This is a genomic window from Gilvimarinus gilvus, assembly GCF_030518155.1.
GTDB classification, from domain to species: Bacteria; Pseudomonadota; Gammaproteobacteria; order Pseudomonadales; family Cellvibrionaceae; genus Gilvimarinus; species Gilvimarinus gilvus.
In genome coordinates this window covers 129,158-155,407 of the sequence record NZ_JAULRU010000731.1, presented here as the reverse complement: position 1 = coordinate 155,407, position 26,250 = coordinate 129,158, and the positions used below count along the sequence as shown (strand labels likewise).

Genomic DNA, 26,250 nt, shown 5'->3' with positions numbered 1-26,250 from the left:
CGCCCAAGGCATTAGTCCTTGGCGAGGAGTGCAACACTGTAAGTGCGCGCTTAGGCCTCGCCCCTTTGTTCAGAGGGTCCCGGAGCCTAGCGAGCGATTGTTACAGGTTTGTGGCGCTAGTTTAGTGAAATGCGGATTTAACAACTTCTATACAAACTCGCTGCAATCTGGTGCATTTTTGCCGCTGTTTTATCCGTTTTTCCACTTTTCGAACATAAGGGTGTGAAAAGATTGAAAAGCCCTGCGCCTTTCGGTAACTTGCGCGTTTTATCTCTAATCGGCCATCTTTCCCCTACCTGCGAGATGTATCAGCAGTTAGATTGGTGGCACGCACGAGGCACATTTAAATGGCACAGTACGTTTACACCATGAACCGCGTGGGCAAAGTCGTTCCCCCTAAACGCGAGATTCTTAAAGACATATCCCTATCCTTCTTTCCCGGCGCCAAAATTGGTGTTTTGGGCTTAAACGGCTCGGGTAAATCCACTCTGCTGCGCATTATGGCCGGCGTTGACACCGAATATAACGGTGAGGCGCGCCCCATGCCCGACCTGAAAGTCGGCTACCTGCCACAGGAGCCAGCCCTAGACCCGGAGAAGGACGTACGCGGCAATGTCGAAGACGGGGTGCGTGAGGCGGTTGATGCCCTAGCAGACCTAGATAGTATTTACGCCGCCTACGCCGAGCCCGATGCCGACTTTGACGAGCTGGCGAAAAAACAGGCCCGCTGCGATGACGTCATTCAAGCCTGGGATGCACACAATCTGGAAAACACATTGGAAGTGGCCGCCGACGCTCTGCGCCTGCCGCCCTGGGACGCGGACGTCACCAAACTGTCCGGTGGTGAGCGCCGCCGTGTTGCCCTGTGTCGTTTGCTGCTATCGCGCCCGGATATGCTGCTGCTGGATGAGCCCACCAACCACCTGGACGCCGAAAGCGTGCACTGGCTAGAGCAATTTCTGCAAACCTTTACCGGCACCGTTGTCGCCATTACCCACGACCGCTACTTTCTCGACAATGCAGCGGGCTGGATTTTGGAGCTAGACCGCGGCCACGGCATTCCTTACGAGGGCAACTACTCTAACTGGCTGGAGCAAAAAGAAGCCCGCCTCGCACAAGAAGAACGCGGCGAAGCCGCCCGTCAAAAGGCACTGAAAGCCGAGCTGGATTGGGTGCGTCAGAACCCCAAAGGCCGCCAGGCAAAAAGCAAGGCGCGTTTAGCAAGGTTTGACGAACTGCAAAGCCAGGAATTTCAAACCCGCAACGAAACCAACGAAATCTACATCCCACCGGGTGAACGCTTGGGCGATAATGTCATTGAGCTGGAACACGTCACCAAAGGGTATGGCGACCGCATGCTGATCGACGACCTCACCATGAGCATCCCGAAGGGTGCCGTCGTGGGTATTGTCGGTGGTAACGGTGCTGGTAAATCGACCCTGTTCCGCATGATTGCCGGCACCGAGCAGCCCGATAGCGGTACCGTCACCTTGGGTGAAACAGTACAGGTAGCCTACGTAGAGCAAAGCCGCGAAAATTTAGATGACAAGCAAACCGTTTGGGAGGCCATTTCTGACGGGCAGGACATTCTGCGCATTGGCTCTTACGAAGTGAGCTCTCGCTCCTATGTGGGTCGCTTTAACTTTAAAGGCTCTGACCAGCAAAAACGTGTGGGCGAACTCTCCGGTGGTGAGCGCGGCCGTTTGCACTTGGCTAACACTCTCAAGCAAGGCGCCAACGTGCTGTTGCTCGATGAACCATCTAACGACCTCGATGTGGAAACACTGCGCGCGCTGGAAGATGCGATTCTCGCCTTCCCAGGCTGCGTACTGGTGATTTCGCACGATCGCTGGTTCCTCGACCGTATCGCAACGCACATCATCGCCTACGAGGGTGACTCCGAGGTAGAATTCTTCGAGGGTAACTACACCGATTACCACGAAGACTTTGTTAAGCGTAAGGGTCAGGATGCCCAGCCTAAGCGCGTGAAGTACAAGCCTCTGAAAAACACCTAAGCTTGGAGTCGCCCAGAAAACGCGCCGAAAGGCGCGTTTTTTTTGCCTTAGATAAACATTACAGACCTTACACAAGCGGTTATACTTTGGCGTAAACGTACGGTCGAAAGGACACGGGGAAATGTTAGCGAAAGCTATCGCTGCGTGGGATGGCAAAGCCACCGATTACTTGCACTCAATCTATACGCAATACAGCGGCGATGCAGAGCTTACCCCAATACTGTTAACACTACTGTCGGATGCAAGCTGCAGCGATGCCGCTAGTTGGCTTCTGAAATATCATCGTCAACATGGAGGCTCGCTTGCCCCGGAACAATTGAACCAATTGGCAAAACACACCAATCAAGCAATGCCCTGGCAAACCCAGCTGCATATTTTGCAATTGCTGAAAGGCTACACCTTCTCCGAGCGCCAAAAGCAATACCTCGCACCTTTTAGCCGCCAGTGCATACAATCGAACAACAAATTTGTCCGGGCCTGGGCCTATAACCTTCTGCACGAACTCAGCCTGCAATTTGCCGATTTACAAAAAGACGCCAACGATATAATCACCGCGGCCAAACGCGACGAAGCTCCTTCGGTCAAAGCGCGCCTACGCCACTTAGCGGAGACGCCATGACGTTACTAAAGCCAACTATTGCTCTACTGGCACTCGCTCTTGCAACCACGGCCCAGGCAGATGAACCGCCTAGGCATGTGTGCCAAACCGAGAACAATCGCCCATGTGTCGCCCTCGTACTCGGTGGTGGTGGCGCCAAGGGCGGAGCTCACATTGGTGTTATACGCGCACTAGAGGAAAATCAAATACCCGTCGATTTAGTGGTTGGCACCAGTATTGGTTCTTTTGTCGGCGCCCTATACGCCAGCGGCAAAAGTGCCGATGAAATTGCACAACTGTTCCAAAATACCGACTGGGATTTAGGCTATAAGGATGACGTGCCACGCCAACAAATTCCCAATCGACGCAAGCGACAAATGGATCAATTTCCCATTCAGCTTGATTTAGGCGTTGGCCGGGAAGGACTAAAACTACCCCAAGGGCTATTACAAGGCCAGGGGATGAAAGTCCTCATTGACCAGCTGTTGGGTACCCACGTTTTATTTGATAGCTTTGATGACTTGCCAATTCCCTTTCGCGCCGTAGCCGCCGACATTGAAACAGGTGAGCAAGTCATATTACAAAGCGGTGATTTGAGTACTGCCTTACAAATTTCAATGTCCCTCCCCGGTATCGTGCGCCCCATAGAGCATGAAGGCCGGCTGCTTGTAGACGGTGGCATTGCCAACAACTTGCCTATTAGTGTTGCACAGTCACTGGGCGCAGATGTTGTTATTGCCGTCGATGTGGGCTCGCCTGCGGCAACGCGCGAAGAGCTAGGCTCAGGCTTAAGTATCTTGCGTCAGCTCACCAGCTTTTTGACCACACAAAATACCGAGCAACAGCTGCAACGTCTGACTGAAACCGATATATACATAAGGCCCAAGCTGGAAGGTGTTACGCTACTGAGCTTTGACAAAATAGATTTGGCTGAAGACGCAGGCTACAGTGCCGCTAACGAAGTGCTCACCAAGCATCAAACCGCTCATACGCTTGCGGGCACAGGAACGCCCCGAGACAATGAAACCTTTCTCGCAGCTGACAACGCGCTAACCATTGACCGGATTTTGTTAACGAACCAATCACGCTTAAGCGACGATCTTGTACTGCAGCGATTAGGCATTATCGAAGGCTCCGCATATACGCCCAACGATATTCAGCAAGGAATGCAAAGGCTTTATGGCCAAGGCACCATTGCCCGGGTGCGCACGTCTTTATCACGTGGCGACGAGGCCAACACTCTCAACGCTTTGGTGGAGGAAAAGGAGTGGGGGCCCGGTTATATGGACTTCAAGCTCTCCTTCGAGGACAATTTAAAATCCCAAAGCCAGTACCAGCTGGGCGCCTCCTACCGACGCACCAACCTATCGCCCTACGGGGCTGAATGGTATAGCACTTTCGAATTTGGCACTGAGAAAAAATTTACCAGTGAGCTGTACTGGCCCATAAAAACCAGTGGATTTTTCTGGCAGGGAAGCGCGCAGTATGAACGCGATGTATTTTCTTACCAGGAGCAAGGTGAAAGTCTGGGCGAAGTTATCGAGAATGACTACCGGTTCGATGCTGGCATTGGCTGGAACGCTCTTGATAGGCTTGACCTGATAAGCGGTTACTTTCATAACGAAGGTGATGTTCGGCTGCCAGTCCTTTTGGCAGAACTGACTGATATTAGCGAGTTCGATTATTCGCAAAGTGGCGGCTTTGCCCGCCTTGAATTTGATAGCCTGGACCACCCGAGTTTCCCCTCAAGTGGGTGGCAGTTCGGCGCTCAGCTTACGCGTTCCCGCATTAAATTGCTTGAAGTGGCAGACGACTCAACTCAGGTAGAGCTGGGTCTAATCGGCGCTTACTCTTTGGGCCGACACTCATTGCGCGGTCAGCTGGAATATAAAAGCACAACCAACGACGACCCACTCTCCGTTGTTGGCACTCATGAAATTGGTGGATTCTTGCATCTATCCGGCAATGAAATTGGCTTTTTATCCGGCCAACAAACCCGTTTTGCCAGTATTGTGTACACCTACGAAATCGCCGAAAACAATTTCCGTTTGTTTAACTTCCCGCTGTTTCTAGGCACATCCCTGGAGGCAGGCAACGCCTGGAACGATCGCACTCAGGTGGACTACTCAGACCTCATACATTCCGGCAGTTTATTCCTTGGCTGGGACAGCCCGGTAGGCCCGGCCTACCTAGCCTGGGGCAACTCAGACACAGGCAATCAAAGTGTGTATATCTTTATGGGTGTGGTGTTTTAGCTGCACGTCCACATTTTTAGAACTCAAACCTGTTAACACGAAGTAAGCCACTAGCGTTATTGCGGACCGCAACCCGAGATACTTGTGGTATCAGCGAGAACGCCTCCGCAAAGATCAATAGATCAACCTCAACAGCCTGCTAGCTCTAGCGCCCCGACGCTAAGGGGGCACCCGTACCATTTTCGTACAAAACGGGTTTACAGCTTATTTCATTCCCGCTTGCCACCATACCCCCAATGTTGGGGGTATGGTGGCCAATAATATGGCGCTAGAATCTCCCAAGACCCCTTCCATTTAAACTACAGACAACGATGAGGCTTAAACATGCAGCCACTGAAAACCTTCCTATGGCTACAGAAACACATAGCACTTCTATTTCTATGCATTGGCACACTCACCGCTTGCGGTGGCGGGGGCGGCGGGGGAGGAAGCTCGACCCCGCCCACCGCCAGCTCTAGTAGCTCTGTGAGTTCCAGTAGCTCTGTGAGCTCTAGCAGTTCTGTGAGCTCCAGCAGCTCCAGTGAACCCACTCAGTCAACAGCAACTATCAGTGTAAACCCTATCAATATAGGGGGCTGGTGGTCTCCCGGATCTCAAGAGGTTGAAGTGGGCGACTCAGCCACCATTTATATCGACCCATTCTATGGCGCATATCTCAATCAGGTATACGGCTGCGATGGCGATTTAGTGGGGGATTTGAGTGACTACGAGTACACCATCTCCAACGTAACCGAAGACTGTGAAGTCACCATCTTATATGGCAACCAAATTTTAATTGAAGGTGCATGGACCAATTCAAATGGTTATACAAATACCGGCAACCCAACTTACTGGTTCGAGCTTCCGCATCAAACCCGCGTGTACGCGCTAGCCAACAGCCTAGTAGACAATGTCTTGATTCTCGTGGATGAAAATGGAACACCACTGTACGAGGTTGATGACACGCAAGGATATGGCACCAATGCAGTTCTTGACCAAACACTCGAAGCAGGTACTTACGGCCTCGCCATGGCAACTTTCGACAACAATCAGAGCGGCATTTACGAAATTATCATTCAGAGTAGCTTTTCGTACTTTAACCAAGCCAGCCCAGATGAGCGGCTCTCAAACTGGCCAATTACTACATACTATGAAGAAATCGCAGACACCAATTCTTGCCGCCAGGTAACCATTCCTGAGCGTACTCGCATTCATTCAGGAGTTACCAACAGCATGACTCTAGGGCGCTGCCCGATAAAGGAATACCGCTGGCAATGTGATTATACCGAAGGCGAGAATATTTATACGGACTACTATGAATATACGGATGTACATTTCACAGTAACCGCGGCAAATCTATGTGATCAGCGCGCCTCTGGAATTCTTTCCCGCCCACGAGGTTATAGTTTGGATGACACTCACTCGCGACGCTTACAAGGTCGCTGGGATTTGTCTAACGGCCAATCTGCCTACGGACTGGGAAACCCTGAGTTCGAATTTGAAGTGCTCAGTAGCGGTGAAATTACTGCAACTATTTACAGCTCTTTAGACAGCTTTCTATACATTCTAGATGAAAATGGCAACGTCGTTGCTTCTGCGGACGACTCCACCAACCACAGCGACAACAACCTAGATGCGAGCTTAAACATAGTTCTGCCTAAGGGTACCTACACAGCAGTCGCGGCTACGTTCAACGAGAACCAAACGGGCACTTTTGAATTGTACCTAGGCGGCCCTATCGACTATAACGGTCAAGCAGTATTCGGCACTTGGGACGCAACTGGCGCACTGTCAGGCACCAATATTCAAACAGGATTTATGATTGAAGAAGCCGGCTTAGTAAAATTCAATGTAACGGGCACCCATGACAACGTACTGTGGGTAGAAAATATGGAGGGGGAAATTGTCGCCTACAATGACGACTATGGTAGCTGGCTAAATGCTTCGGCCTCGGCGTATCTGGAAGAAGGAGTATACATACTTACTGTTGACTCATTTGACCCCAATGTAAATGGAAGTTTCTCCGCGACCATCAATACCGGCGAGCGAGCGATGATGATTCTTCAAAACTATTAATTATCGCAGGGCTTATCGTAAGCCCTTCCCCCTCACCCTTTGCAGGCTACGGCCTGCTTTTTTATGCCGGCAAACTGTTTAACAGTGATACCAACTGCATTTGATTACTGACACCCACCTTTTTATACACACTATCTAACTGCTCACGAACCGTGTGCACAGACTTATTTAACGAATGAGCGATTTCTTTGGGTGCCACATTATGTAAAAATTGTGCACACACTTCGGCCTCGGCCTGACTCAATGAAAACAAACGCTTAAGCCTTTCCGGCGTTATTGATACTATATTCGCCTTAGACAAAACATAAACCAACGCTCCGCGAAAAGCGTCCTCAGCGTCGCCCTCAGAAATAGCATCCACACTCAAAAATACGGAATCTCCATTAGCCAAAGTCAACTCCACCAAACTTGTTTCGTAAGGAAGGTCAATATTTTTGCTACTGGCTATCGTTTGCGTAATCGCAAAGCGGATTGCAAGCTCGGCCTTGCTATCATCCAACCCCAAGTGACTACCAGGCACTAATCTAACACTTGTATTATCACGAGCAAACGCTTGCATCGCATTATTCATGGTAATCAGCTCACTGAACTCACTCAGCAGCGCTGTTGGCACTTTGAGCTTGTTAATGGCAGCCTTAAAAAAGTCGCCATCTTCAGACACCCGCGACAACTCAAAACGTGTACGCATGGCCTGAGCGATATAGGGCGATAGCGCGCTAAATCTCGCCATATCATTTTCACTGTAAGTCGGATGGCCAAAATTCTTGTTATGCACAAACGCACAGCTAAAACCTTCAATTCTAAATAGAATAGTACCAGACACATCCTGAATACCATTGCGAGCCGCCCAGTCACAATACGCGGGGGCATTTCTGATTTTTTCCTGATCAGGCATTAAATTACTGGCATACCAAGTATGTGGGTTACCAGACAAAATCGCTTGATGCGTGTAATCGGTCGCAAAGTACTTGTCGATATATTCAACCAGCTCCCACTCACTCGCCTTAGCACCCGCATATTCTTGAAAGGTGGGCGACAACTCTGTCGCCGCCGAAACGTATAAATGGCACGAGTTTAACTGGAAGTGTTCACAACACACTTCTAAAAAATGATGCCAGCCATTTTCATGGGTATTGGCCTGCACCAGCAGGCCCAGTAAAAATATGTCCTCATTAGCCAACGGTTGGTCTAGGGGTAACGACAGTTCTTGTGATGTCACAGAGCAATCTCCTTATAATTGAATAGCCGGCAGCGACGCCAGAGTTGATACCAGTTGCAGCTGATTTTTAACCCCTACTTTGGTAAAAACAGAGCGTAATTGTTCGCGTACGGTATACACTGATTTATTTTGTTCACCCGCAATTTTTTGAACGCTTAGATTACTGGAAAACAAAAAGCATACTGACGCTTCCGAAGGCGTCAAATCGTATAGCTTCACTAACACTTTTTTATCGATTTGCGCAATATGATTGAGAGAGGCAACATAAACAAATGCACCACTGGCGATTTGTGCGGCAGCAACACTTTCAATAAGGTCAATTCCTACCTGTACAGTCTCTCCACGACCCAGCTCGACCGGCATCATCATGGTGTCAAATAGTACCGCACCTGTTTCGGGCCGCGCAGCGTTTTTATTAGCGGCGGCCGGTTTAAGGACTGTTGTTGTTCGTTCCTGCTTACTGCTTACGGTAAGCAGGCCCGAAGGGTTAGCGGCTAAATGGATTTTCTGGTCGAGTAATACCTGCATGGACTGATTGGCGGCGACAAGCTGCCAATGGTGGTTAAACATAGCCACAGGAACCCGCATTTTTTCCAAAATAGCCTGTAGGTACACGGTGGTTTTATGCTTGCGATTTAAATCGTAGCGGGATTGTGCAGCACACTCCAAATATGGCGAAAGCGCAGTGAGCTCTGCCAGCTGAATTGCAGAGAATGCCGCCCCACGGCGGCAGAGTACCATTTTGCAATGTACTCCATCTCTAACAAATATTGTTGCGCTTGCCGCTACTAAATTATTAGAAGTTGATGCAATCTGCGCGGGCACGGGCACAGCCTCAACGGCTGAATCGAACCACAGGCTATGCCAGTGATGAATAGAATCCGGCAACGCCTGCGTGGAATGCAGCCAGGCATTGATGCTGTTTTGAACGAGAGGATCGATTGCGGATGATGAGCCCGGAGATTGCTCTTGCCAGGCAACCTTCCCGTCTGCATGATTTATCAGACAAATGAACGCCAAATCGGCCTGATACAAGGCACAGCATTCGCTTAAAAAACGTTGCCACCCATCTGATGTACTGTTTACGCCTACGAGCAGAGCCATTAAACGGCTGTTAATCGCCATCAACGCTTACCATCCTAGTCGGCAACTGGCTCACCCTATACTCTCCCTTTGGTACGTCACTCGATAAGTGATGATTCTCTCACTATGTGATCTTTGACGACAATATACACCAAATTTACCAAACTGGACAAATCGCCGGCGGCACCAAACATCACTGCCGCAAAAGCAATATAGGCGACTCACGCCAATATGGCACCGGTACACACCCTGTGGTTTAGCGGTCTTTTATTGTAGACTGGTCCACCTACACTCTACTTAGCACTCAATGCTGACGCATGTTACATGTACACCAAAACATATCCTTGGCCGACTGGGAAATCGAGCTCTCGTTTATTCGCGCTCAGGGCGCGGGCGGCCAAAATGTTAATAAAGTAGCCAGCGCCGTTCACCTCAGATTCGATATTGAGCGCTCAACACTGCCGCGCTTTTACAAAGACAAGCTGCTGCAGATGAATGACCAACGCATCACCAAAGACGGCGTAGTTGTCATTAAGGCGCAGCAATTTCGCACACAGGAAAAGAACCGGGATGACGCCTTGGCGCGCTTAAAAGCGCTTGTTCAGCAAGCTGGCGTGCGGCAGAAATTTCGCCGCCCCACCAAACCGAGCAAAAGCTCGCAGCGCAAACGCATGGATAAAAAGACCCAGCGGGGTCAGGTAAAGCAAATGCGCGGCAAGGTCGATGTATGAGTCACGCGCAAATATGGGTGGACGCCGATGCCTGTCCTGTCGCCATGCGCGAAATGCTATGCCGCGCCGCCAGCCGCGCTGCCATTCAAACCACATTTGTGGCCAACCAGCCGCTGAGCCTGCCACCGTCGCGCCACGTCACCTTTACTCAAGTAGCGAGCGGCTACGATGTGGCGGACCATTTTATTTGCCAACGCGTGAATGAGGGTGATCTGGTCATAACCGGGGATATTCCTCTGGCGAGCGACGTTATAGACAAAGGCGCTACCGCACTCAACTCACGCGGTGAGCTGTATACCAGTGAGAATATCCGCGCCAAGTTGAATATGCGTGATTTTATGGAAACCTTGCGTTTTAGCGGCACTCAAACCGGTGGGACGGCGCCACTTTCGGCTACCGATAGACAGAATTTCGCCAATCAGCTCGACCGCTGGATTAGCCGAGCCCGTCGCCCGTCCTAGCCCTCGCCAACAAAAAGCCATTTACGCGAATTCGTATACGGCTAGCCACTGAAAATTTTCGCACGAGCTGCCATACTTGAGACATTCGCTACTCAACTAGAAGGAATCAACATGAGTGAAAGCAGCTCTGGCTCATCGCGTACGGTGTATCTGGTAGACGGCGCCAGAACCCCATTCCTAAAAGCCCGGGGTAAGCCCGGCCCCTTTTCGCCGGTGGATTTGGCCGTGCAGGCCGGCCGCTCTCTGCTGCAAAGGCATACACTGCCCGATAATGCGTTCGATCAGGTAATTTTGGGCTGCGTCAATGTCGTCGCCAGTGAAATGAACCCCGCCCGCATTGCGGCGCTGCGTTTGGGCTTAAGCGAAACCACCCCTGCGTTTACCATGCAGATCAACTGCGGCTCGGGCATGCAGTCGGTTGACACCGCCTTTCGCTATATTCGCGAAGGCAGGCAAGACCTAATACTGGCAGGGGGCACCGAGGCGCTCAGTCATGCCCCCCTTATGCTTACGCCCCAAGCCACTCACTGGCTGGCCGAACTCGGCCTGGCCCGCTCACTCAGTGCCAAACTCAAGCACCTTTCGTCTTTTAAGCTGGGCTACATGAAACCGGTCATTAGCCTTGAGCAGGGCCTTACCGACCCAGTGGTCGAGCTAAACATGGGGCAAACGGCTGAAGTCGTTGCTAGCTTGTTTAACATTAGCCGCGAGTCGGCCGACGAGTATGCAGTTTCCAGCCACTTGCGCTTGCATAAGGCGCAACAAGAAGGCTGGCTCGATAAAGAAGTAGTGCCACTGTATGCACCCGACGGGCGTGTTTTTAGCGCCGATGACGGTGTAAGGGCAGACAGCTCAACCGAAAAGCTGGCGCGGCTAAGGCCTGTATTTGAACGCCCTTTTGGCAAGGTCACGGCGGGTAACAGCTCACAGATCACCGATGGTGCCAGCTGGCTAATATTAGCCTCGGAAGAAGCGCTTGAAAAATACCAGTTAACCCCCTTGGCAAAAATCACCGACAGCGAGTGGTCGGGACTAGAACCTGAAATAATGGGCTTGGGGCCAGCTGTGAGCGCAGGACGTTTAGCCCTGCGCAATAAAATGACGCTGGATGACATCGACCTGCTGGAACTCAATGAAGCATTTGCCGCACAAGTACTCGGCTGCCTGGCCGCATGGAACGACAGCGACTTTTGTCGGGCTGTGTTTGAACGCGAAGAAGTGCTTGGGCAATTCGATCTCGACAAACTCAATATCGATGGCGGCGCCATTAGTCTTGGCCACCCTGTAGGCACCAGTGGCAACCGCATTGTGTTGCACTTGGTCAATGCGCTGAAACGTAAAAAATTAAAGCGCGGCATTGCCACTCAATGTATTGGTGGCGGTCAAGCCGGCGCCATGCTAATCGAAGTGATTTAAGGGAGCTGAACGATGAACGGCATTGTACTAAATAGCTTGGCGGGCCGCGAAAAATTACTCGGACCATTTCGTGTTCAAGATGAGGCCATCACCTCGGCTTGGCGGCACTGGCAGCTCAAACTCGACGAGCACAAAGTAGCATGGCTCTTGTTCGACTGCGCCGACGCAGACGTCAACGTGCTATCGCAAGCGGTACTGGAAGAGCTGGATGAAATCGTAATGACGCTGCAGGCGGACAAACCCGCTGCACTGGTCATTCGCTCAGGCAAAGAATCCAACTTTTGCGTCGGTGCCGATATTAAAGAGTTTGGCCAACTCGACTCCATTGACGCTGCGCGGGAAAAGTTGGGCGCCGCCCACCGGGTAGCCAACCGACTGACAGAGCTACCGTTTACGACCGTAGCCATTGTGCACGGACTGTGCTTTGGCGGCGGATTGGAACTGGCCCTGTGTTGTGACTTCAGAATTGGCGTCGACGGCTCTCGCTTCGGCTTCCCAGAAATATTGTTGGGGTTGCATCCGGGCCTAGGCGGAACCGCACGCAGTCTGGCACTAATGGACCCACTCGATGCCATGACTCTGATGCTAACCGGCAAAACACTGCGCGATCGCCAGGCCAAGCGTCAGGGCCTGATTGATGCGCTGGTACCTGAGCGACACTTGGGAAATGCGCTGGCAGCAGCATTAGCGGGGAAGCTATCCCATAAAAAAGCAGGTCTTAAAGCAAAAATATTGAACAGTGCGCCCGCCCGCAAACTGGTGGCTAAAAAAATGCGGCAGCAGGCCGAGCGCAAAGCGCCTGCAGAGCATTACCCTGCGCCTAACCAGCTTATTGATTTGTGGCTCAATCACGGCAACAACACCAGTGCCATGCTCAATGCGGAAATCGAATCCTTTTGCCAATTATTGCTCAGCGATACTTCGCGCAATTTGGTTCGTGTATTTTTCTTGCAAGAAAATCTTAAAAAACAAGCACAAACTCCCACCGCTATTGATCCCGTAAAGCATGTCCACGTGATTGGGGCAGGCGCCATGGGCGGCGATATTGCCGGCTGGTGTGCCCTGCAAGGCTTGACCGTGACACTGTTTGATATGAGTGCCGACATCATCGGCAATGCCATTGCCAGAGCCAGCAAGCTGTGTGATAAAAAACGTTTATCTCCCGCCGCCAAGCGCGCCGTGCTGGACAGACTTATTCCCGACTTAAATCACAGCGGCGCCCGCAACGCCGACATTATCATTGAAGCGGTTCCGGAAAAAATTGAAATAAAGCGCGCCGTTTACACCACCATTGAACCACTCATGAAAGACGGAGCCATTCTCGCCACTAATACCTCAAGTATTCCTCTGGATACGCTGCAACAGGAACTGCAAAACCCCGAGCGCTTAGTGGGCATTCACTTTTTCAACCCCGTAGCGCAAATGCAGCTCGTCGAGGTGGTAAAACACAGTAAGCTCAGCACAGACACTTTCCATAAAGCACTTGCCTTTACCGGACAAATCAAACGCTTGCCGACTCCGGTTACCGGCACACCCGGCTTTTTGGTCAATCGCGCCCTGACCCCTTATTTGCTTGAAGCCATGCAGCTACTTGATGAAGGCGTAGCGGCAGAAACCATTGATCAAGCTGCCGAACAGTTTGGTATGCCTATGGGGCCGATTGAGCTTGCGGATGTGGTTGGCCTGGATATTTGTCTCGGTGTGGCCGATATGCTCCGTGAATCGCTCGATCAGAATATGCCCGCAGCACCGAGCTGGCTCATCGATAAGGTAAAAAATGGCGATCTAGGTAAGAAAACAGGTAAAGGGCTTTATACGTGGGCAAAAGGAAAACCTAAAAAGTCTGGCAAAGCGGCGACTCCCTCCCCCGAAATGGCAGATCGGTTAATCCTCCCTATGCTAAACACCTGCGCCGCCTGCTTACGCGAATCGGTAGTAGAGGACAGCAAATTGCTCGATGGTGCGATGATATTCGGCACCGGCTTCGCGCCATTTAGTGGTGGCCCCATGCACTACGCCGAACTGAGAGGCCATGAGGACATCGTAACCACTTTAGAGCAGTTACATGAAAAGTATGGCGCGCGATATAAACCCGATAGCTATTGGCAAAGCGAGACATAAACAGCATTGCACATTAGACTCAGAACAATTTCTGAGTCTAATGCCCCAAGGCTTTTTCAATATCGACTCCGATGGTCATCACCCCCACACGCTGCCCATTGACATCAATGGGCATACTGATTTGTGTTTGAAAGCGCCGGGTTGACTGATCGTATAGGACATCTGAAAACAGCCAGCTCCCGGTGTCCATCGTATATGCCTGTAGGTGTTTCGCTTCATCACCTTGCCAATAATCCGAGGTATAAGGCGCAACCGCTATATTAGCACCTTGTTTGTCGGTGATAATAATCTCGGTAACATAAGAAACTTTTGTTTTCCATAGCCCCAAAAAGCCTGTGAGCTGCTCATCTTGCAACTCAAGCATTGGCGCCAGGTCACCTGCATTAAACGCTTCGCGCCACACAGTATCCCGGTGCAACAACTCTTGGTCGGTCAGTGCAGGTTGCTCGTAGTGCCACTGCATGCGATCCAATAAAACAGAGTGTTGTTGCCAGCTTTGTACGTGATCACGTAACCGCGAGCGAATGACGGTTTGCTCTTTGGGTGTTAGCGAAAAACCTTCCGGTACACAGTGAGGAATTTGCTGATTGAACAATTTGAGAAAGCGCGGATTGTCTTCCAGGAAATGGTGCCCAAAATACACGCCCAGTGGCACATATTGGAAAAATTGTGCCCGATAATCTGCCGGGTCAACACCCAATGATCCGGCGGCCTTAGCAAAATGTCCATAATCGGCCAGTATCGTATTAATGCGACCGGCCAGCATTAATTTGATGAGCTGCGGTAAATCCTGTGCGGCTAAATACTCTGTCACACCGTTAAACTCAAGCCACTGCTGCTGATGGCTACCAAGAATGGCGCCGGTGCGAATACTGCCTAGCTCTTCCGCTGAAGCCGTGCCTGGCAACGAAAACCAGTACCATTTCTCCAGTACTAAGGGGTTCGTTAAACTGGCAAACTGCTCAAATACAGGGCTGGGCATTGCGGTAAAAAAACCCGCCATATTGCCAGCGCGAACTTCCTGTTGAACACGGCGCCAAGGCTGCACTTTAAGTTCAAGCTGGTAGGGAATACGACTGAAAATACAATCCACATAGGTGAGAGAACCATCTCGCCCTAAGCTTACTTTTTCATCCGAGTACGCAGATGCTTCATTGGTACCCATGAGAACTGTACTGTGCGCTGGATCTTGGGCCTGAGCCCCCACCCCCATGACGACACTGAGCAGAAGGCCTACGGCAGATAGGAATTCCTTTTTCATTCCGGCGATAATCTCTTCGACTGGTTGGTCGAAGTATAGCACCAGACTTAGGACACCTTAGGATTTACGCTTTATTTGCGGCTGGCAGTGCCACTCCTCTAACCCCAAAGGTACATCAGCGGGCAGATCGAGCAAATACAAGCCCATATCCTTCACCGCTCCATTGACGGTCAACTCAACACTGCCGTTTAGCAACGCACTTTTAAATGAGCCCGGCTTACAGGTATCGACCACGACAGTGCGTTCGCCACGCTGATCGGTGTAGCGCATGACCAACTGCAAAGGAACCGGACACCCCTGAGGCAATCTTAACCATACCGCCAGATCAAAGCGTCCCTGCCAAACACCAGCCGGCTTCCAATTCGCGTGCGCGCTCGCCAAAGAGCTAGGGACTTCGGCAATACGTTTGTCAGTCGTCGCGTCTTTAATGAACGGATTAGCAACAACCGCTTTGGGGGTCGCGCCACCCGCGTGCTGCATGGCTTCGGTAGCGGCCTGTGGCATTTTACGATTAAACATCATAGCTGACTCCAGAATCAGTAAACCATCTCGTTGAAGCCACCTTAGCACCGCAACTTTGCTCAAACTGTGAACTCTCCGACACTGCAGCCCCTTAAAACTGACAATCTTCGGCAATGCTTGACAGATCTCATCACGGCTGTGCTTGGTAGCGCTATCACCACGAAGCGGCCACTTTAACTGGTATCTGCGCCTTTGCACTTATTTACGCCCAGCTAAAATATGATAAAATTCGCGCCTCTTACTAGCCGGCACGCGAAGCTGCCCCCCAGCTCTCGCGCCATTTAAAAATACGACCGGCCCACACTTTGAAGCATTGGAAATTCACATGTTAAAACTGACTTATCGCGCGCTCGCGATATTCGGCGCGTGCCTGCTCGTCATTTCGCCGCAAGCTTTTGCCGCAACTGGCGCGATTAATTTGATCTCATCTCCTATCGGCTACTTCGCCGTTATCTTGTTCGCCATCGCCTATATCGTAGTGATGCTGGAAGAAAAGCTTCACCTGCGTAAGTCCAAGCCAGTGCTAGTCGCCGCCGGTGTTATTTGGATGTGTATTGGCTGGGTATACGCACAGGCGGGTCTGCCGCACGATGCGGAACATGCCTTCCGTCATACCCTGCTGGAATTTGCCGAACTTATGCTTTTCCTGTTGGTAGCGATGACTTACATCAACGCTCTGGAAGAGCGACGCCTATTCGATGTGCTGCGCGCCTGGATGGTACGCAAAGGTTTCAATTACCGAGCCCTGTTTTGGCTGACCGGATTCCTGTCGTTTTTCATCTCTCCCATAGCCGACAACCTTACCACCGCACTGCTAATGTGTGCGGTTATTGTCAAGGTGGCGGGAGATGACACACGCTTTATTAACCTGTGCTGTATTAACGTTGTGGTTGCCGCCAATGCCGGCGGTGCCTTTAGCCCGTTTGGCGATATAACCACGTTAATGGTTTGGCAGGCTGGTATTGTCGACTTCCACGAGTTCCTTGCGCTGTTCGTGCCTTCGCTCGCCAACTTCTTAGTGCCTGCGGCTATCATGAGCTTTTTTGTTGAAAACCGTAAACCACAAGCCATGGAGGAAGACGTTGAGCTTAAACGTGGTGCACTGCGTATTCTCACCCTATTTTTGCTTACGATTCTCACGGCGGTTTTGTGCCATTTGCTGCTGCACTTACCACCGGTACTGGGCATGATGACTGGCCTCGGTTACCTGCAATTTTTCGGCTATTTTCTGCGTCGCACATTGCCCGGCTCGCTGGCCCGCAAACGCGCCATGGCCGAACGCGCCGGCGACCAACAAGCCCTGGAGCGTCTGGGCGGCGTTGTCCCGTTTGACGTCTTTGGCAAGGTGGCCCGCGCCGAGTGGGATACCCTGCTGTTTTTCTACGGTGTCGTAATGTGCGTGGGCGGCTTGGGGTATATGGGCTATTTGGCGTATATGTCAGAGCTGCTCTACACCGGGTTTGGCGCGACCAACACGAACATTATTCTCGGTGTCGCCTCGGCGGTGATTGATAACATTCCGGTTATGTTCGCCGTACTGACCATGGAGCCGGAGATGTCTCACGGCCACTGGCTGCTAATCACTCTGACAGCCGGAACCGGCGGTAGCTTATTGTCGATTGGTTCCGCTGCGGGCGTGGCGTTGATGGGGCAGGCTCGCGGTGCTTATACCTTTTTCGGTCACCTGAAATGGAGTCCGGTCATAGCGCTCGGCTACGCCGCCAGCGTTGCTTTACACCTGTGGCTTAATGCCGGAATGTTTGAGCATTAAGCTGATGTCTGATGTCTGATGTCTGATGTCTGATTATTTTGCGTCAGTCGTCGGACATCAGACTTCTGGCCTAATTAACCATTCAGCCAAGCCGCGCCACGCACACCACTTGAATCGCCGTGGACGGCCTGCTTTAGGGGCGTATCACACTCCCCGCCAAATACGTAACCTGCCAGTTTGGCGGGCACTTGTTGATAAATTTCCGCAATATTCGATGCGCCGCCACCGAGGACGATGACATCGGGGTCCATTATATTGATCACCGCGGCCAATGCCCGGGCCAATTGATCCATGTAGGCACTCATTACCTCGCCGGCTGTGCGTTCTCCCGCACGCCAGCGATTGACTATATCTTCAGCTTGCAAAGCCTGCCCTGTGGCTAAACGGTATGAAAGAGCGATGCCGGTACCCGACAGGAATGTTTCCTGACAACCGCTACGCCCACAGTAACAAGGCCTGGCGTTAAGTTGAGCGTCGCGCGTCCAGGGCAAGGGGTTATGCCCCCACTCGCCGCCTACGCCGTTGGGGCCAGCCAGGGGCTGCCCTCCAAAACAGACACCGCCACCACAACCCGTCCCCAAAATGGCAGCAAAGACAAACTCAGCATCTGCACCGGCGCCGTCCGACGCCTCAGATACCGCCAGACAGTTCGCATCATTGGTGACCTTTACGTCGCGACTGAGCCTATTCGATAAGTCCACCTGCAAAGGCTGGCCATTTAACCAGGTGGAATTAGCATTTTTCACACACCCAGTTTTTCGCGAAACTGTGCCGGGGATACCAATACCAACTGGCAAATCAACCTGCCTCACAGCGTTTTCGGCAGCGCAGACCAGCCCGGCAATATCGCTCAAGGTTTGTTGATAGTCATCTCTGTGGGTCGGAATACGGTGGCGGAACAGCTCCTGACTTTGGCTATCCAGAACAATAACTTCGGTTTTGGTGCCGCCTAAATCTATGCCTATTCGGAAGTTTGTCATATCAATTCGTGTCGCGTATCAGAAAATTGGGCAAATTATATCAGGCTGCAGTGGGTCTAATGATCAGCTACACTAATAGTGCCTGTTTACATTGCGTTTGAGGGGTTGCCATACTCGCTATACCACGTCTAATTGTGGGATTTAGCGAGCCCGCCCTCAGCTCAAATGGTATACAACATTCACCACATCACGGCTAGACTCACGTCATTACAGGACCTACTTATGTCTGATCAAGAGCGTCGCCGCTTTCACCGTATAGAATTCGACGTTAAGGTAGAGCTTTCACAGCACGGCCTCCACTGGCAATCTGAACTGGCAGATATATCCCTCAAAGGTTTACTGCTTGATGGCAAATTACCGGATTCCTGTAGCACGGTAGAGCCCATCTTAGTTAAGGTGGCGCTATCCGATCAAACTATCATTACCATGAAAACAGAAGTTGCCCACCAGTCTGACCGTGGCGTGGGTCTGTCTTGCCTAACGATTGATGTGGAGAGCATTCGACATTTACGCCGACTGGTAGAATTGAATCTCGGCAGTGCAGAAAAAGCCGAGCGAGAACTGGCAGAATTAATACAATAATAGCGATGAATACACCTTCTTCGAATGAACGACGCGATACCGAGCGCCTGCCTCTGCGAGCCTATGCTGAATTAGCTCATAATTTACAGCGCTATGAAGCGCATGTGCTCGATATTTCTGAGCAGGGGGCAAGAATCGCCCTTTTGGTAGACCACAACATTACCACCGACCATGAATTTACGCTCGTGCTTGAACCGCAGGACCTACCGGATATTCTCAGCAAATATCTTCCCCTGACCTTAACAGCAAAAGCCGTGCATATTCGTCAGCATATTTTGGGTATCCGCTGCAGCCCTTTACACGATCAGGACGCAAAACGATTTGCCAAACTGCTCGCCCAAATTTAGTCGCTGCCACAATACCAACCACTGCAGGTGACAAACAAAAACAGCGCTCAATTGAGCGCTGTTTTTTTACTACAGAACACGAATCTATAACTATGCGACAGCTTTATTCTTGCGCTACCGACAAGATATAGCTGGCCAAGTTTTCGCGCGTGGTTTGATCAAGAAAATTGTGTGCGGGCATCACATGCTGGCCCCACTTGCCACTGCTGCCCTCAGCGATTGTCTTTGCGATATAAGCTTTGGGGTCTTCCAGCGAACGGTATTTGTTTTTAATTTCCCAAAAGCTGGGGCCTACCGATGCGTCTCTTTCTTTATGGCAGGCAATACAGGCCGTAGCCTGTGCCGCATCTCTACCATCGGCAATAGCCATTTGCTCTTCGTGCCCAGTGCCTCCGGCTTGCGAAGATGCAGACTCTTCACTAACAGACAGTTCAGCATTTTCGTCAAACTCAATAAAGCTAAGCTTGGTATCGGCGCTACTGCCCCACCACTGAGTACCGTACTCCAATACCCATAGACGACCATCGTCGGTAATCTTCATATCCAAGGGGCCCGCAAACTGAACGCTTGGCGCCAAGTCTTCAATTTTAACGACCTGATCAAACTCGTCCAAAGTGACAACTTTTATCCAGCTGCGCATAAAGTCGCCAATGATTAACTTACCCTGATAATAATCCGGATACGCTAACCCTTCGCCTTGCGGGTATACCCCGGCGACAAGAGCATTACGCCCTCCCTTACCCAATTCTGGAAACCGCTCCGAACCGCCATAGGGGTACCAAATTAACGCCGGCTGGGCCGGAGGCAAGGTTTTTAGTCCGGTATTACGCGGCGAGAAGTTTTCTGCCGCTAACGGATCAAATAGTTTGCCAGATTCGCCAGCTTCATAGTCATACATACGGTAGGGAAAGTTGTTGCCGACCATAGTAGGCCAGCCAAAAAAACCGGGTTTAGTGACCTTGTTAATTTCATCATAGCCTCGTGGGCCAAACTCCTCAGTATCGGCTTTCGCATCGGGGCCAACGTCGCCGTAATACAGTGTGTCAGTAGCGTCATCAATGGCAATGGTATACGGGTTTCGTGTACCCATGACGTAAATTTCCGCGCGGCCATCATCGGCCGATGCGAATAAATTGCCTGTAGGAATGGCGTAGCCGCCCTCACGGTCAGGGGTAATACGCAAGATTTTTCCGCGCAAATCCTGACTGTTAGCGGAGCTTCTCAGGGCGTCGTGATGAGTGCCATCCGGCTTGTTATTCATTGGGCCTGAGTCATTGGAGACAAACGGATTTGAGTTATCCCCAAGTGCCACAAATAAATTTCCGTGCCGATCAAATTCTAGGTTGCCACCGGTATGGCAGCAGGTATTATCATTCGGAATATCAATCAACACCTGCTCTGACGCCATATCGACTGATTTGTCAGTTACCTTAAACTGTGACAAGCGCTGCAGTAAATCGTGCTCGCCGGCAGCATCTGCCAAATTGTACATGGCGTAGATTATCTGATTCTGTAAAAAGGACGGATCAAACGCTACAGCCACCAAACCAAACTCGGATTTTTTCTTCGGCGTGAAGACATCAAACTCTGCCATTGTCTGCAACTCTTGCGTGGCAATATCGAGCCACAACAGCTTACCCTCACGCTGACCAATCATGGCCGCCGAATTATCCGGCAACACATCGAAACTAATAGGCTCGACCAAATTATCCACAAGAATATTGCGTTTAAATTTACGCGGATCTGGCTTAGCCAGCGCATAATTCAAAGGCTGTCGCTCAGCCACCGCGTATTGCAGTCCTCCCTTCAAGTGCTGTAAAAAAACGGGATGACTAAAAGTCTCAGCAGTATGGCCCAGCCCCGTATAGAACGAACGGCCGCCATCAAAATTGTTATACCAGGCAATGGGGTGATAATCACCATGCTTTCCGCCCGGATAGCTACGCTCATCTACCGTAAGTAAATCTTTGCGTCGATCTGACAGGGATTTGAAATCGTACCACTCATCAATAAAGTCAAACTCTGCAGGCAACGACTCTGTTGCGGGGTGGTGCGCGTCAACCACTCGAATGCGAGCGCGCTGCACGTTAGACGGATCTCCGGGGTGAGAGGCAAACGCGGCACCGACTAAGCGCTGATACCAGGGCCACTTACCACCTTTGTGTTCGGTGTCAGTAGCAGAGTGAATACCGACAAAACCACCCCCCGCCTGTATATAGCGCTCCATCGCCAATTGCTGCTGATCATTAAGGATGTCACCGGTGGTATTAACGAAAACAATCGCCGCCATTTCTTGCAGTGTTTCGTCATTAAATAAGCCAGCGTCGACGCTGGCAACCGGCTGCAAGCCCAGCTCTGTAACTAGACCAGAAACCGCCTCTATCCCGGCCGGTATCGAGTCGTGACTCCAATCCGCAGTTTTACTGAATATCAGTACAGAGCTTAACTCACCGGCGGTGGGTTTGGAGGCTTGCGTTGTTTCGCTGTTATCGGGCTTGGCACAGGAAGTTATCAACAGGCTCATAAGAGCTGCGGTGGAAATCAACAGTAGGCGACGAGCAGAAATAATCATAAATTTTGCACACAGTAGAATCATTATTATTCCGACAGCCTAATGTCTTCAGCTGCCACATGAACCTTGACCTGGCGACCATAGCCACGGAGCTATCGACGCTTAAAGTCTACTTCACCATAAGATGCAAATCATGTCTCTTTTCAAATATTAGGGACACCTTTACACAAGATGACACAGCCGCGCTCGAGCGGTGCCATATAGCTACTTAAGGTCAAAAGGCGAACGATTGCCATTATTGAGCGTGTAAAACCCAACCTGGCCTACCGCATTGACCAGGTTAAGACTCCGGAGGCGGGAACGGTGGTTTTACTCGATAGCCGCCAGAGCCTCACTGAGGCTTTTGACCGCCACAAACTCAATGCCATCCATGGACTTCGGAGCATTACCAGCGGGAACAATTGCGCGCTTGAAACCGTGTTTGGCCGCCTCGCGCAAGCGCTCCTGGCCGCTGGGCACGGGACGAATCTCACCAGATAAACCCACCTCGCCAAAGACCATTAGCTCTCTTGGCAAAGGTCGATCGCGAAAGCTAGACACAATGGCCAGCAACAGCGCCAGATCCGCACTGGTCTCACTGATACGAACGCCACCGACGACATTAACGAAGACGTCCTGATCACCTACCAGCACACCACCGTGACGGTGCAGCACAGCCAACAGCATAGCAAGACGGTTTTGATCGAGCCCGACGGCAACCCGGCGCGGATTACCCATATTGCTATCATCCACCAAGGCCTGAATCTCCACCAACAAGGGGCGGGTGCCCTCCCACATCACCATCACTACTGAGCCCGATGCGATATCTTCACTGCGCTGCAAGAAAATGGCCGAAGGATTGCTCACCTCCTTCATGCCCTGCTCGGTCATAGCAAAAACGCCCAGCTCATTCACGGCACCAAAACGGTTTTTACTGCCGCGCAGAGTGCGAAATCGTGAATCGTGCGAGCCCTCCAAAAGGATGGAGCAATCGATCATATGTTCAAGCACTTTGGGGCCAGCGAGACTGCCGTCCTTGGTAACATGGCCTACCAAAATCACCACGGTACCTGTTTGTTTGGCAAAGCGCGTTAAATAGGCCGCAGCTTCCCTTACCTGAGAAACCGACCCGGGGGCAGACTGTATTTCCGCCAGATGCACGACCTGTATAGAATCTACCACCATGACTTTAGGTTGCAGCATCTCAGCGGCCTGGCCGATCAGTTCAACACTGGTTTCTGACAACATTTGCAGTTTATTGGTGGGCAAGCCTAAACGCTTTGCGCGCATCGCCACCTGCTGCAAAGATTCCTCGCCGGTAACGTACAAACAAGTCATCTGCTCGGCGAGCTTGCAGAGTGTTTGCAACAAAACCGTGCTTTTGCCTGCCCCCGGGTGACCGCCGATTAAAACCACCGAACCCGGAACAAAGCCTCCACCCAGCACCCGGTCAAACTCACCGGTACCGCTGCATAAGCGCGGTAGGTCCTTCAGACTGATGTCTGCCAGAGTCTGCACCTTGGTATTGGTGCTGCCAGCGTAGCCAGAAAATTGTGCCGTACGCGCACCACCCTTAGGGGTGGGCCCTAACTTCATTTCAACAACGGAATTCCAGCTGCCGCACTCACTGCACTGGCCCTGCCACTTTGTGTAGTCCGCGCCGCATTCGTTACAGACAAACGCCGTTTTTTGTTTTGCCACCTAACACCCCAGTTACATAAACGACAGACCAACCATGAATTGTTCAAATGCCGACCCATTTGACTGCGCTACTCGGACGCTTCGATTAGAGCAGGGCCTCGAACATACATGGTGCCGCCTTCGGTCATCAGAAAACTGAGTTCTAAATCAATGCCCCGTACCTCTGCAGCTGTGGGAAGAGTAAACTCTACGGAATAACGATGCCAACTTACCCCCATAGAGAGATCGGACACGGGAGTTTTCTTACTGACAATAATAGATTTTCCCAGCATGGCGGGAGCGCCTACACGAACCCCTTTAACCAACACGGTCATTGCGGGCGGCTCCATGGCCTCTCCCCACTGGCTGGTAAAGTCGGCCTTAATGTCGGCGGAAAATTTTAATGTTTTGCCTAAGAGCGGCTTGACGGCATCGCCCTTCAGCAATTGCCGAACCTTGCCCCAAGGCTCATCACCTGTGCGAGTTAGACTTAAAACGCCATCGTCTACAGTGACACTATATGAGGTATCACTAGAGTGTTGCAGCAGCGTCCAGTTGGCCAGCTGCCCCTGCTCACTCAATTCAAACACCGCCGATTTTAGGTACCCCGGATCTGGGGCAACGTAATCCGGCGCAGTGCTACTAGAAGATGAAGACGCCTGATCAGGCTCTGAGCCGGAGCGGTCACAACCGGCCATCAAGCCGAGCCAAACCGCCAAAATTAATAATCCACAACCTTTAATCACTTGCATTGCGCGTCCTAACTTAGCCACGTTAAAGTCTGGCCAGTGTAGTGGATTTTCTCATATTAAGTAAGCAGACAAGGCCGCATAAATTGGCCTGAGCCAGCAACCTTAATGGCTGTGCCAGGTATCTTCATGTTTATGCAATAGATTTTGTAGCGCAGTACCGGTTGGGCGGAAAGATTCATCAGGCTCCCCCTTAAAACAGCCTATAATCCATGGGAAGGCATCGGTGATGTAATAACCGTACTGACCGTCAACCGTCATACCATTGCATTGGTCCAAATCCCCAGCGCCCTCCTCAAACTCATAATCGCCGACGAACTGGCCATCGTAGTTATCGCTGGCAACACCGCCCACACCGCCCTGCGGAGTTTGGTAACCGGTCACGTCCTGACGCAGCCCGCCATTATTCTTCAGCACATAGCTAGACAGAGCCTTACGCACACTGCCGGTATCGGTAATACACGGGCCATACACCGGGAAACCATCGGCGGCAAAACCAATCACCGGTGATTCAACTGCCGAGGCTTCGCACTCCAAATCAAACAATGCGCGTGGGTCACCGTGGTAGTGGTAAGTACCATCGGGTTGAGGGTGCGCATTATGACTATCGGTACCAAAGGTATTCAGTGGCGACATCGGATCATAGCGCCAGGGGTTATTGATATTATCTTGCCCACATCCAATCTTTTCCTCACCAATTGGCTCGCTCCCCACCGCATAACACGCCGCCGCCAGCAAATCGGCGGTTACCCCGTTGAGGAAAATTATATTTTTAAGGCCAACCGACAGATCAGTCACTGAGGCAGACTGTTGCGGGTAAGCGGGTATGGTGTAGCCACCGACCTGCGCCGATACGTTGGTCGCAAAATAGGCACTGCTGTCATTGAAATCGTGGTTGGGGATTTCGTTAGAGGAAATGTGACAAATGTCGCCATCGAGCGTTAATGTCAAATTGCCCTCGAAAGCCATCGCGCGTTGAATATCTTCTACGTTGGAATAGTAGCTTCCCACATAGTTGGCACAAGAACCCACTCGGCGATTGAGCTCTATATTTGTTATATCGAAATTTTGATAAGCCGACTCGACAGTCACGGTTGTGGCAGAACTGTCATTTTGTCCATCATTAACTATCAACGTCGCCACAAACGTGCCCGGCACATCGGCTGTAAAGCTTGGCTCGGCCGTTGTTTCGTAAATTAAAACGGCATTACTGTCTGCAGGAGCAGAAGTTAATTCCCAACTAAAACTAAGCGCATCACCGTCAGCATCGCTACTGTCATTCCCATCAAGCACAACGTCGGTGCCGGTTGCCACTGACTGATCACTACCCGCGTTCGCGACGGATACGGTATTGTCGCCATCAGTCACCAATGAAGAACTTGCCGATGACAAGCTCGACGATACACTACTGCTTGAGTTGGCAGTCTGAGTATCCATCGAGTGCGACAGTTCCACACGCTGGCCAGCCGAACGACTACTAGATGCGGTAATGTTCGCCAGTGCATCACTGCCGGAATCCGAACTACCACCACAGGCCGCCAACAATAAGGACACTAGACTCGCCGCCAATACCGACAATAGCCGAAACGTTCTGATACTTTTTGTGTATTTCAAATGCACGACTGAACTCCTTAGAATGCAAAAATCTATATCTTTACGCTAGCAGGCTGTTGATAAACCCCATGCATGCTCAGCGTAGCCTGAAGCGTGCAGGTGTTGTGTCTTGTCTCGACGGACAGGGTGGTTCCCTTTGCTAGAGCAAGTTACACGCCAAATAAAAATTTGTGTTTTAGGTCAAATGGTTAGGCACTTCATTAGAGTTCACAGGCAATGTTATTTTTTATTCGCTTATA

20 protein-coding genes are annotated in these 26,250 nt (G+C 51.2%); 11 read left to right on the top strand and 9 right to left on the bottom strand.

All coding sequences use genetic code 11. From position 1 onward, the window contains the following. The first annotated feature begins 347 nt into the window (after nucleotides 1-347). The 4 genes from ettA (at nucleotide 348) to QWI17_RS18885 (ending at nucleotide 6,923) form a co-directional block, all read left to right on the top strand. Nucleotides 348-2,015: an energy-dependent translational throttle protein EttA gene (ettA, locus tag QWI17_RS18900; RefSeq protein ID WP_302724087.1), complete on the top strand. Its 1,668-nt coding sequence runs from the start codon at nucleotides 348-350 to the stop codon at nucleotides 2,013-2,015. A gap of 121 nt (nucleotides 2,016-2,136) precedes the next feature. Further along, complete coding sequence (locus QWI17_RS18895) at nucleotides 2,137-2,634, top strand: hypothetical protein (RefSeq protein WP_302724086.1); 498 nt, start codon at nucleotides 2,137-2,139, stop codon at nucleotides 2,632-2,634. Continuing rightward, nucleotides 2,631-4,868, top strand: coding sequence for a patatin-like phospholipase family protein (locus tag QWI17_RS18890; RefSeq protein WP_302724085.1), 2,238 nt, complete (start codon nucleotides 2,631-2,633; stop codon nucleotides 4,866-4,868). The genes QWI17_RS18895 and QWI17_RS18890 overlap by 4 nt, the downstream gene beginning before the upstream one ends. 501 nt (nucleotides 4,869-5,369) lie before the next feature. Then, complete coding sequence (locus QWI17_RS18885; RefSeq protein ID WP_302724084.1) at nucleotides 5,370-6,923, top strand: hypothetical protein; 1,554 nt, start codon at nucleotides 5,370-5,372, stop codon at nucleotides 6,921-6,923. A gap of 61 nt (nucleotides 6,924-6,984) precedes the next feature. Here QWI17_RS18885 and QWI17_RS18880 read toward each other — a convergent pair whose 3' ends face one another. Continuing rightward, nucleotides 6,985-8,142 (bottom strand): helix-turn-helix transcriptional regulator, encoded by a 1,158-nt coding sequence (locus QWI17_RS18880; protein WP_302724083.1) that lies wholly within the window; start codon nucleotides 8,140-8,142, stop codon nucleotides 6,985-6,987. 12 nt (nucleotides 8,143-8,154) lie between these two features. After that, nucleotides 8,155-9,267, bottom strand: coding sequence for a helix-turn-helix transcriptional regulator (locus QWI17_RS18875; RefSeq protein WP_302724082.1), 1,113 nt, complete (start codon nucleotides 9,265-9,267; stop codon nucleotides 8,155-8,157). A gap of 275 nt (nucleotides 9,268-9,542) precedes the next feature. On the opposite strand from QWI17_RS18875, the gene arfB reads away from it, so the two are divergent. The 4 genes from arfB to QWI17_RS18855 all read left to right on the top strand — a co-directional run bounded on the left by arfB (nucleotide 9,543) and on the right by QWI17_RS18855 (nucleotide 13,954). Then, entirely contained in the window at nucleotides 9,543-9,956 is a 414-nt protein-coding gene (gene arfB / locus QWI17_RS18870) for an alternative ribosome rescue aminoacyl-tRNA hydrolase ArfB (RefSeq protein WP_302724081.1), read from the top strand. Next, nucleotides 9,953-10,417, top strand: a complete 465-nt coding sequence (locus QWI17_RS18865; protein WP_302724080.1) for a YaiI/YqxD family protein — start codon at nucleotides 9,953-9,955, stop codon at nucleotides 10,415-10,417. The genes arfB and QWI17_RS18865 overlap by 4 nt, the downstream gene beginning before the upstream one ends. 111 nt (nucleotides 10,418-10,528) lie before the next feature. Then, nucleotides 10,529-11,833 carry an acetyl-CoA C-acetyltransferase gene (locus QWI17_RS18860; protein WP_302724079.1) on the top strand — a complete coding sequence of 435 codons (1,305 nt, stop codon included), beginning with the start codon at nucleotides 10,529-10,531 and terminating at the stop codon, nucleotides 11,831-11,833. 12 nt (nucleotides 11,834-11,845) lie between these two features. Continuing rightward, nucleotides 11,846-13,954: a 3-hydroxyacyl-CoA dehydrogenase NAD-binding domain-containing protein gene (locus tag QWI17_RS18855; protein WP_302724078.1), complete on the top strand. Its 2,109-nt coding sequence runs from the start codon at nucleotides 11,846-11,848 to the stop codon at nucleotides 13,952-13,954. Nucleotides 13,955-13,991: 37 nt separating this feature from the next. On the opposite strand, the gene QWI17_RS18850 is transcribed toward QWI17_RS18855, so the two are convergent. Next, on the bottom strand, nucleotides 13,992-15,215 hold the full coding sequence (locus QWI17_RS18850; protein ID WP_302724077.1) for a PDC sensor domain-containing protein: 1,224 nt from the start codon (nucleotides 15,213-15,215) through the stop codon (nucleotides 13,992-13,994). 57 nt (nucleotides 15,216-15,272) lie between these two features. After that, entirely contained in the window at nucleotides 15,273-15,737 is a 465-nt protein-coding gene (locus tag QWI17_RS18845; protein ID WP_302724076.1) for a hypothetical protein, read from the bottom strand. Between the two features lie 325 nt (nucleotides 15,738-16,062). On the opposite strand from QWI17_RS18845, the gene nhaD reads away from it, so the two are divergent. Continuing rightward, complete coding sequence (nhaD, locus tag QWI17_RS18840) at nucleotides 16,063-17,508, top strand: sodium:proton antiporter NhaD (protein WP_302724075.1); 1,446 nt, start codon at nucleotides 16,063-16,065, stop codon at nucleotides 17,506-17,508. 74 nt (nucleotides 17,509-17,582) lie between these two features. Here the strand turns inward: nhaD and QWI17_RS18835 are convergent, their stop codons facing one another. Continuing rightward, a complete protein-coding gene (locus tag QWI17_RS18835; protein ID WP_302724074.1) occupies nucleotides 17,583-18,488 on the bottom strand; it encodes an ROK family protein in 906 nt (301 codons plus the stop codon). A gap of 222 nt (nucleotides 18,489-18,710) precedes the next feature. Here QWI17_RS18835 and QWI17_RS18830 point away from each other — a divergent pair, with 222 nt between their 5' ends. Beyond that, entirely contained in the window at nucleotides 18,711-19,070 is a 360-nt protein-coding gene (locus QWI17_RS18830; RefSeq protein ID WP_302724073.1) for a PilZ domain-containing protein, read from the top strand. Between the two features lie 5 nt (nucleotides 19,071-19,075). After that, nucleotides 19,076-19,417, top strand: a complete 342-nt coding sequence (locus QWI17_RS18825) for a PilZ domain-containing protein (RefSeq protein WP_302724072.1) — start codon at nucleotides 19,076-19,078, stop codon at nucleotides 19,415-19,417. A gap of 103 nt (nucleotides 19,418-19,520) precedes the next feature. On the opposite strand, the gene QWI17_RS18820 is transcribed toward QWI17_RS18825, so the two are convergent. The 4 genes from QWI17_RS18820 to QWI17_RS18805 form a co-directional block, all read right to left on the bottom strand. Beyond that, the gene (locus QWI17_RS18820; protein ID WP_302724071.1) at nucleotides 19,521-21,989 is read right to left on the bottom strand and encodes a ThuA domain-containing protein; all 2,469 of its coding nucleotides are present in this window, start codon (nucleotides 21,987-21,989) and stop codon (nucleotides 19,521-19,523) included. 309 nt (nucleotides 21,990-22,298) lie between these two features. Continuing rightward, the gene (radA, locus tag QWI17_RS18815; RefSeq protein ID WP_302724070.1) at nucleotides 22,299-23,669 is read right to left on the bottom strand and encodes a DNA repair protein RadA; all 1,371 of its coding nucleotides are present in this window, start codon (nucleotides 23,667-23,669) and stop codon (nucleotides 22,299-22,301) included. A 68-nt stretch (nucleotides 23,670-23,737) separates the two neighbouring features. Then, a complete protein-coding gene (locus QWI17_RS18810; protein WP_302724069.1) occupies nucleotides 23,738-24,400 on the bottom strand; it encodes a carbohydrate binding domain-containing protein in 663 nt (220 codons plus the stop codon). A 102-nt stretch (nucleotides 24,401-24,502) separates the two neighbouring features. Next, nucleotides 24,503-26,017, bottom strand: a complete 1,515-nt coding sequence (locus tag QWI17_RS18805; protein ID WP_302724068.1) for a YHYH protein — start codon at nucleotides 26,015-26,017, stop codon at nucleotides 24,503-24,505. Nucleotides 26,018-26,250 lie beyond the last annotated feature (233 nt).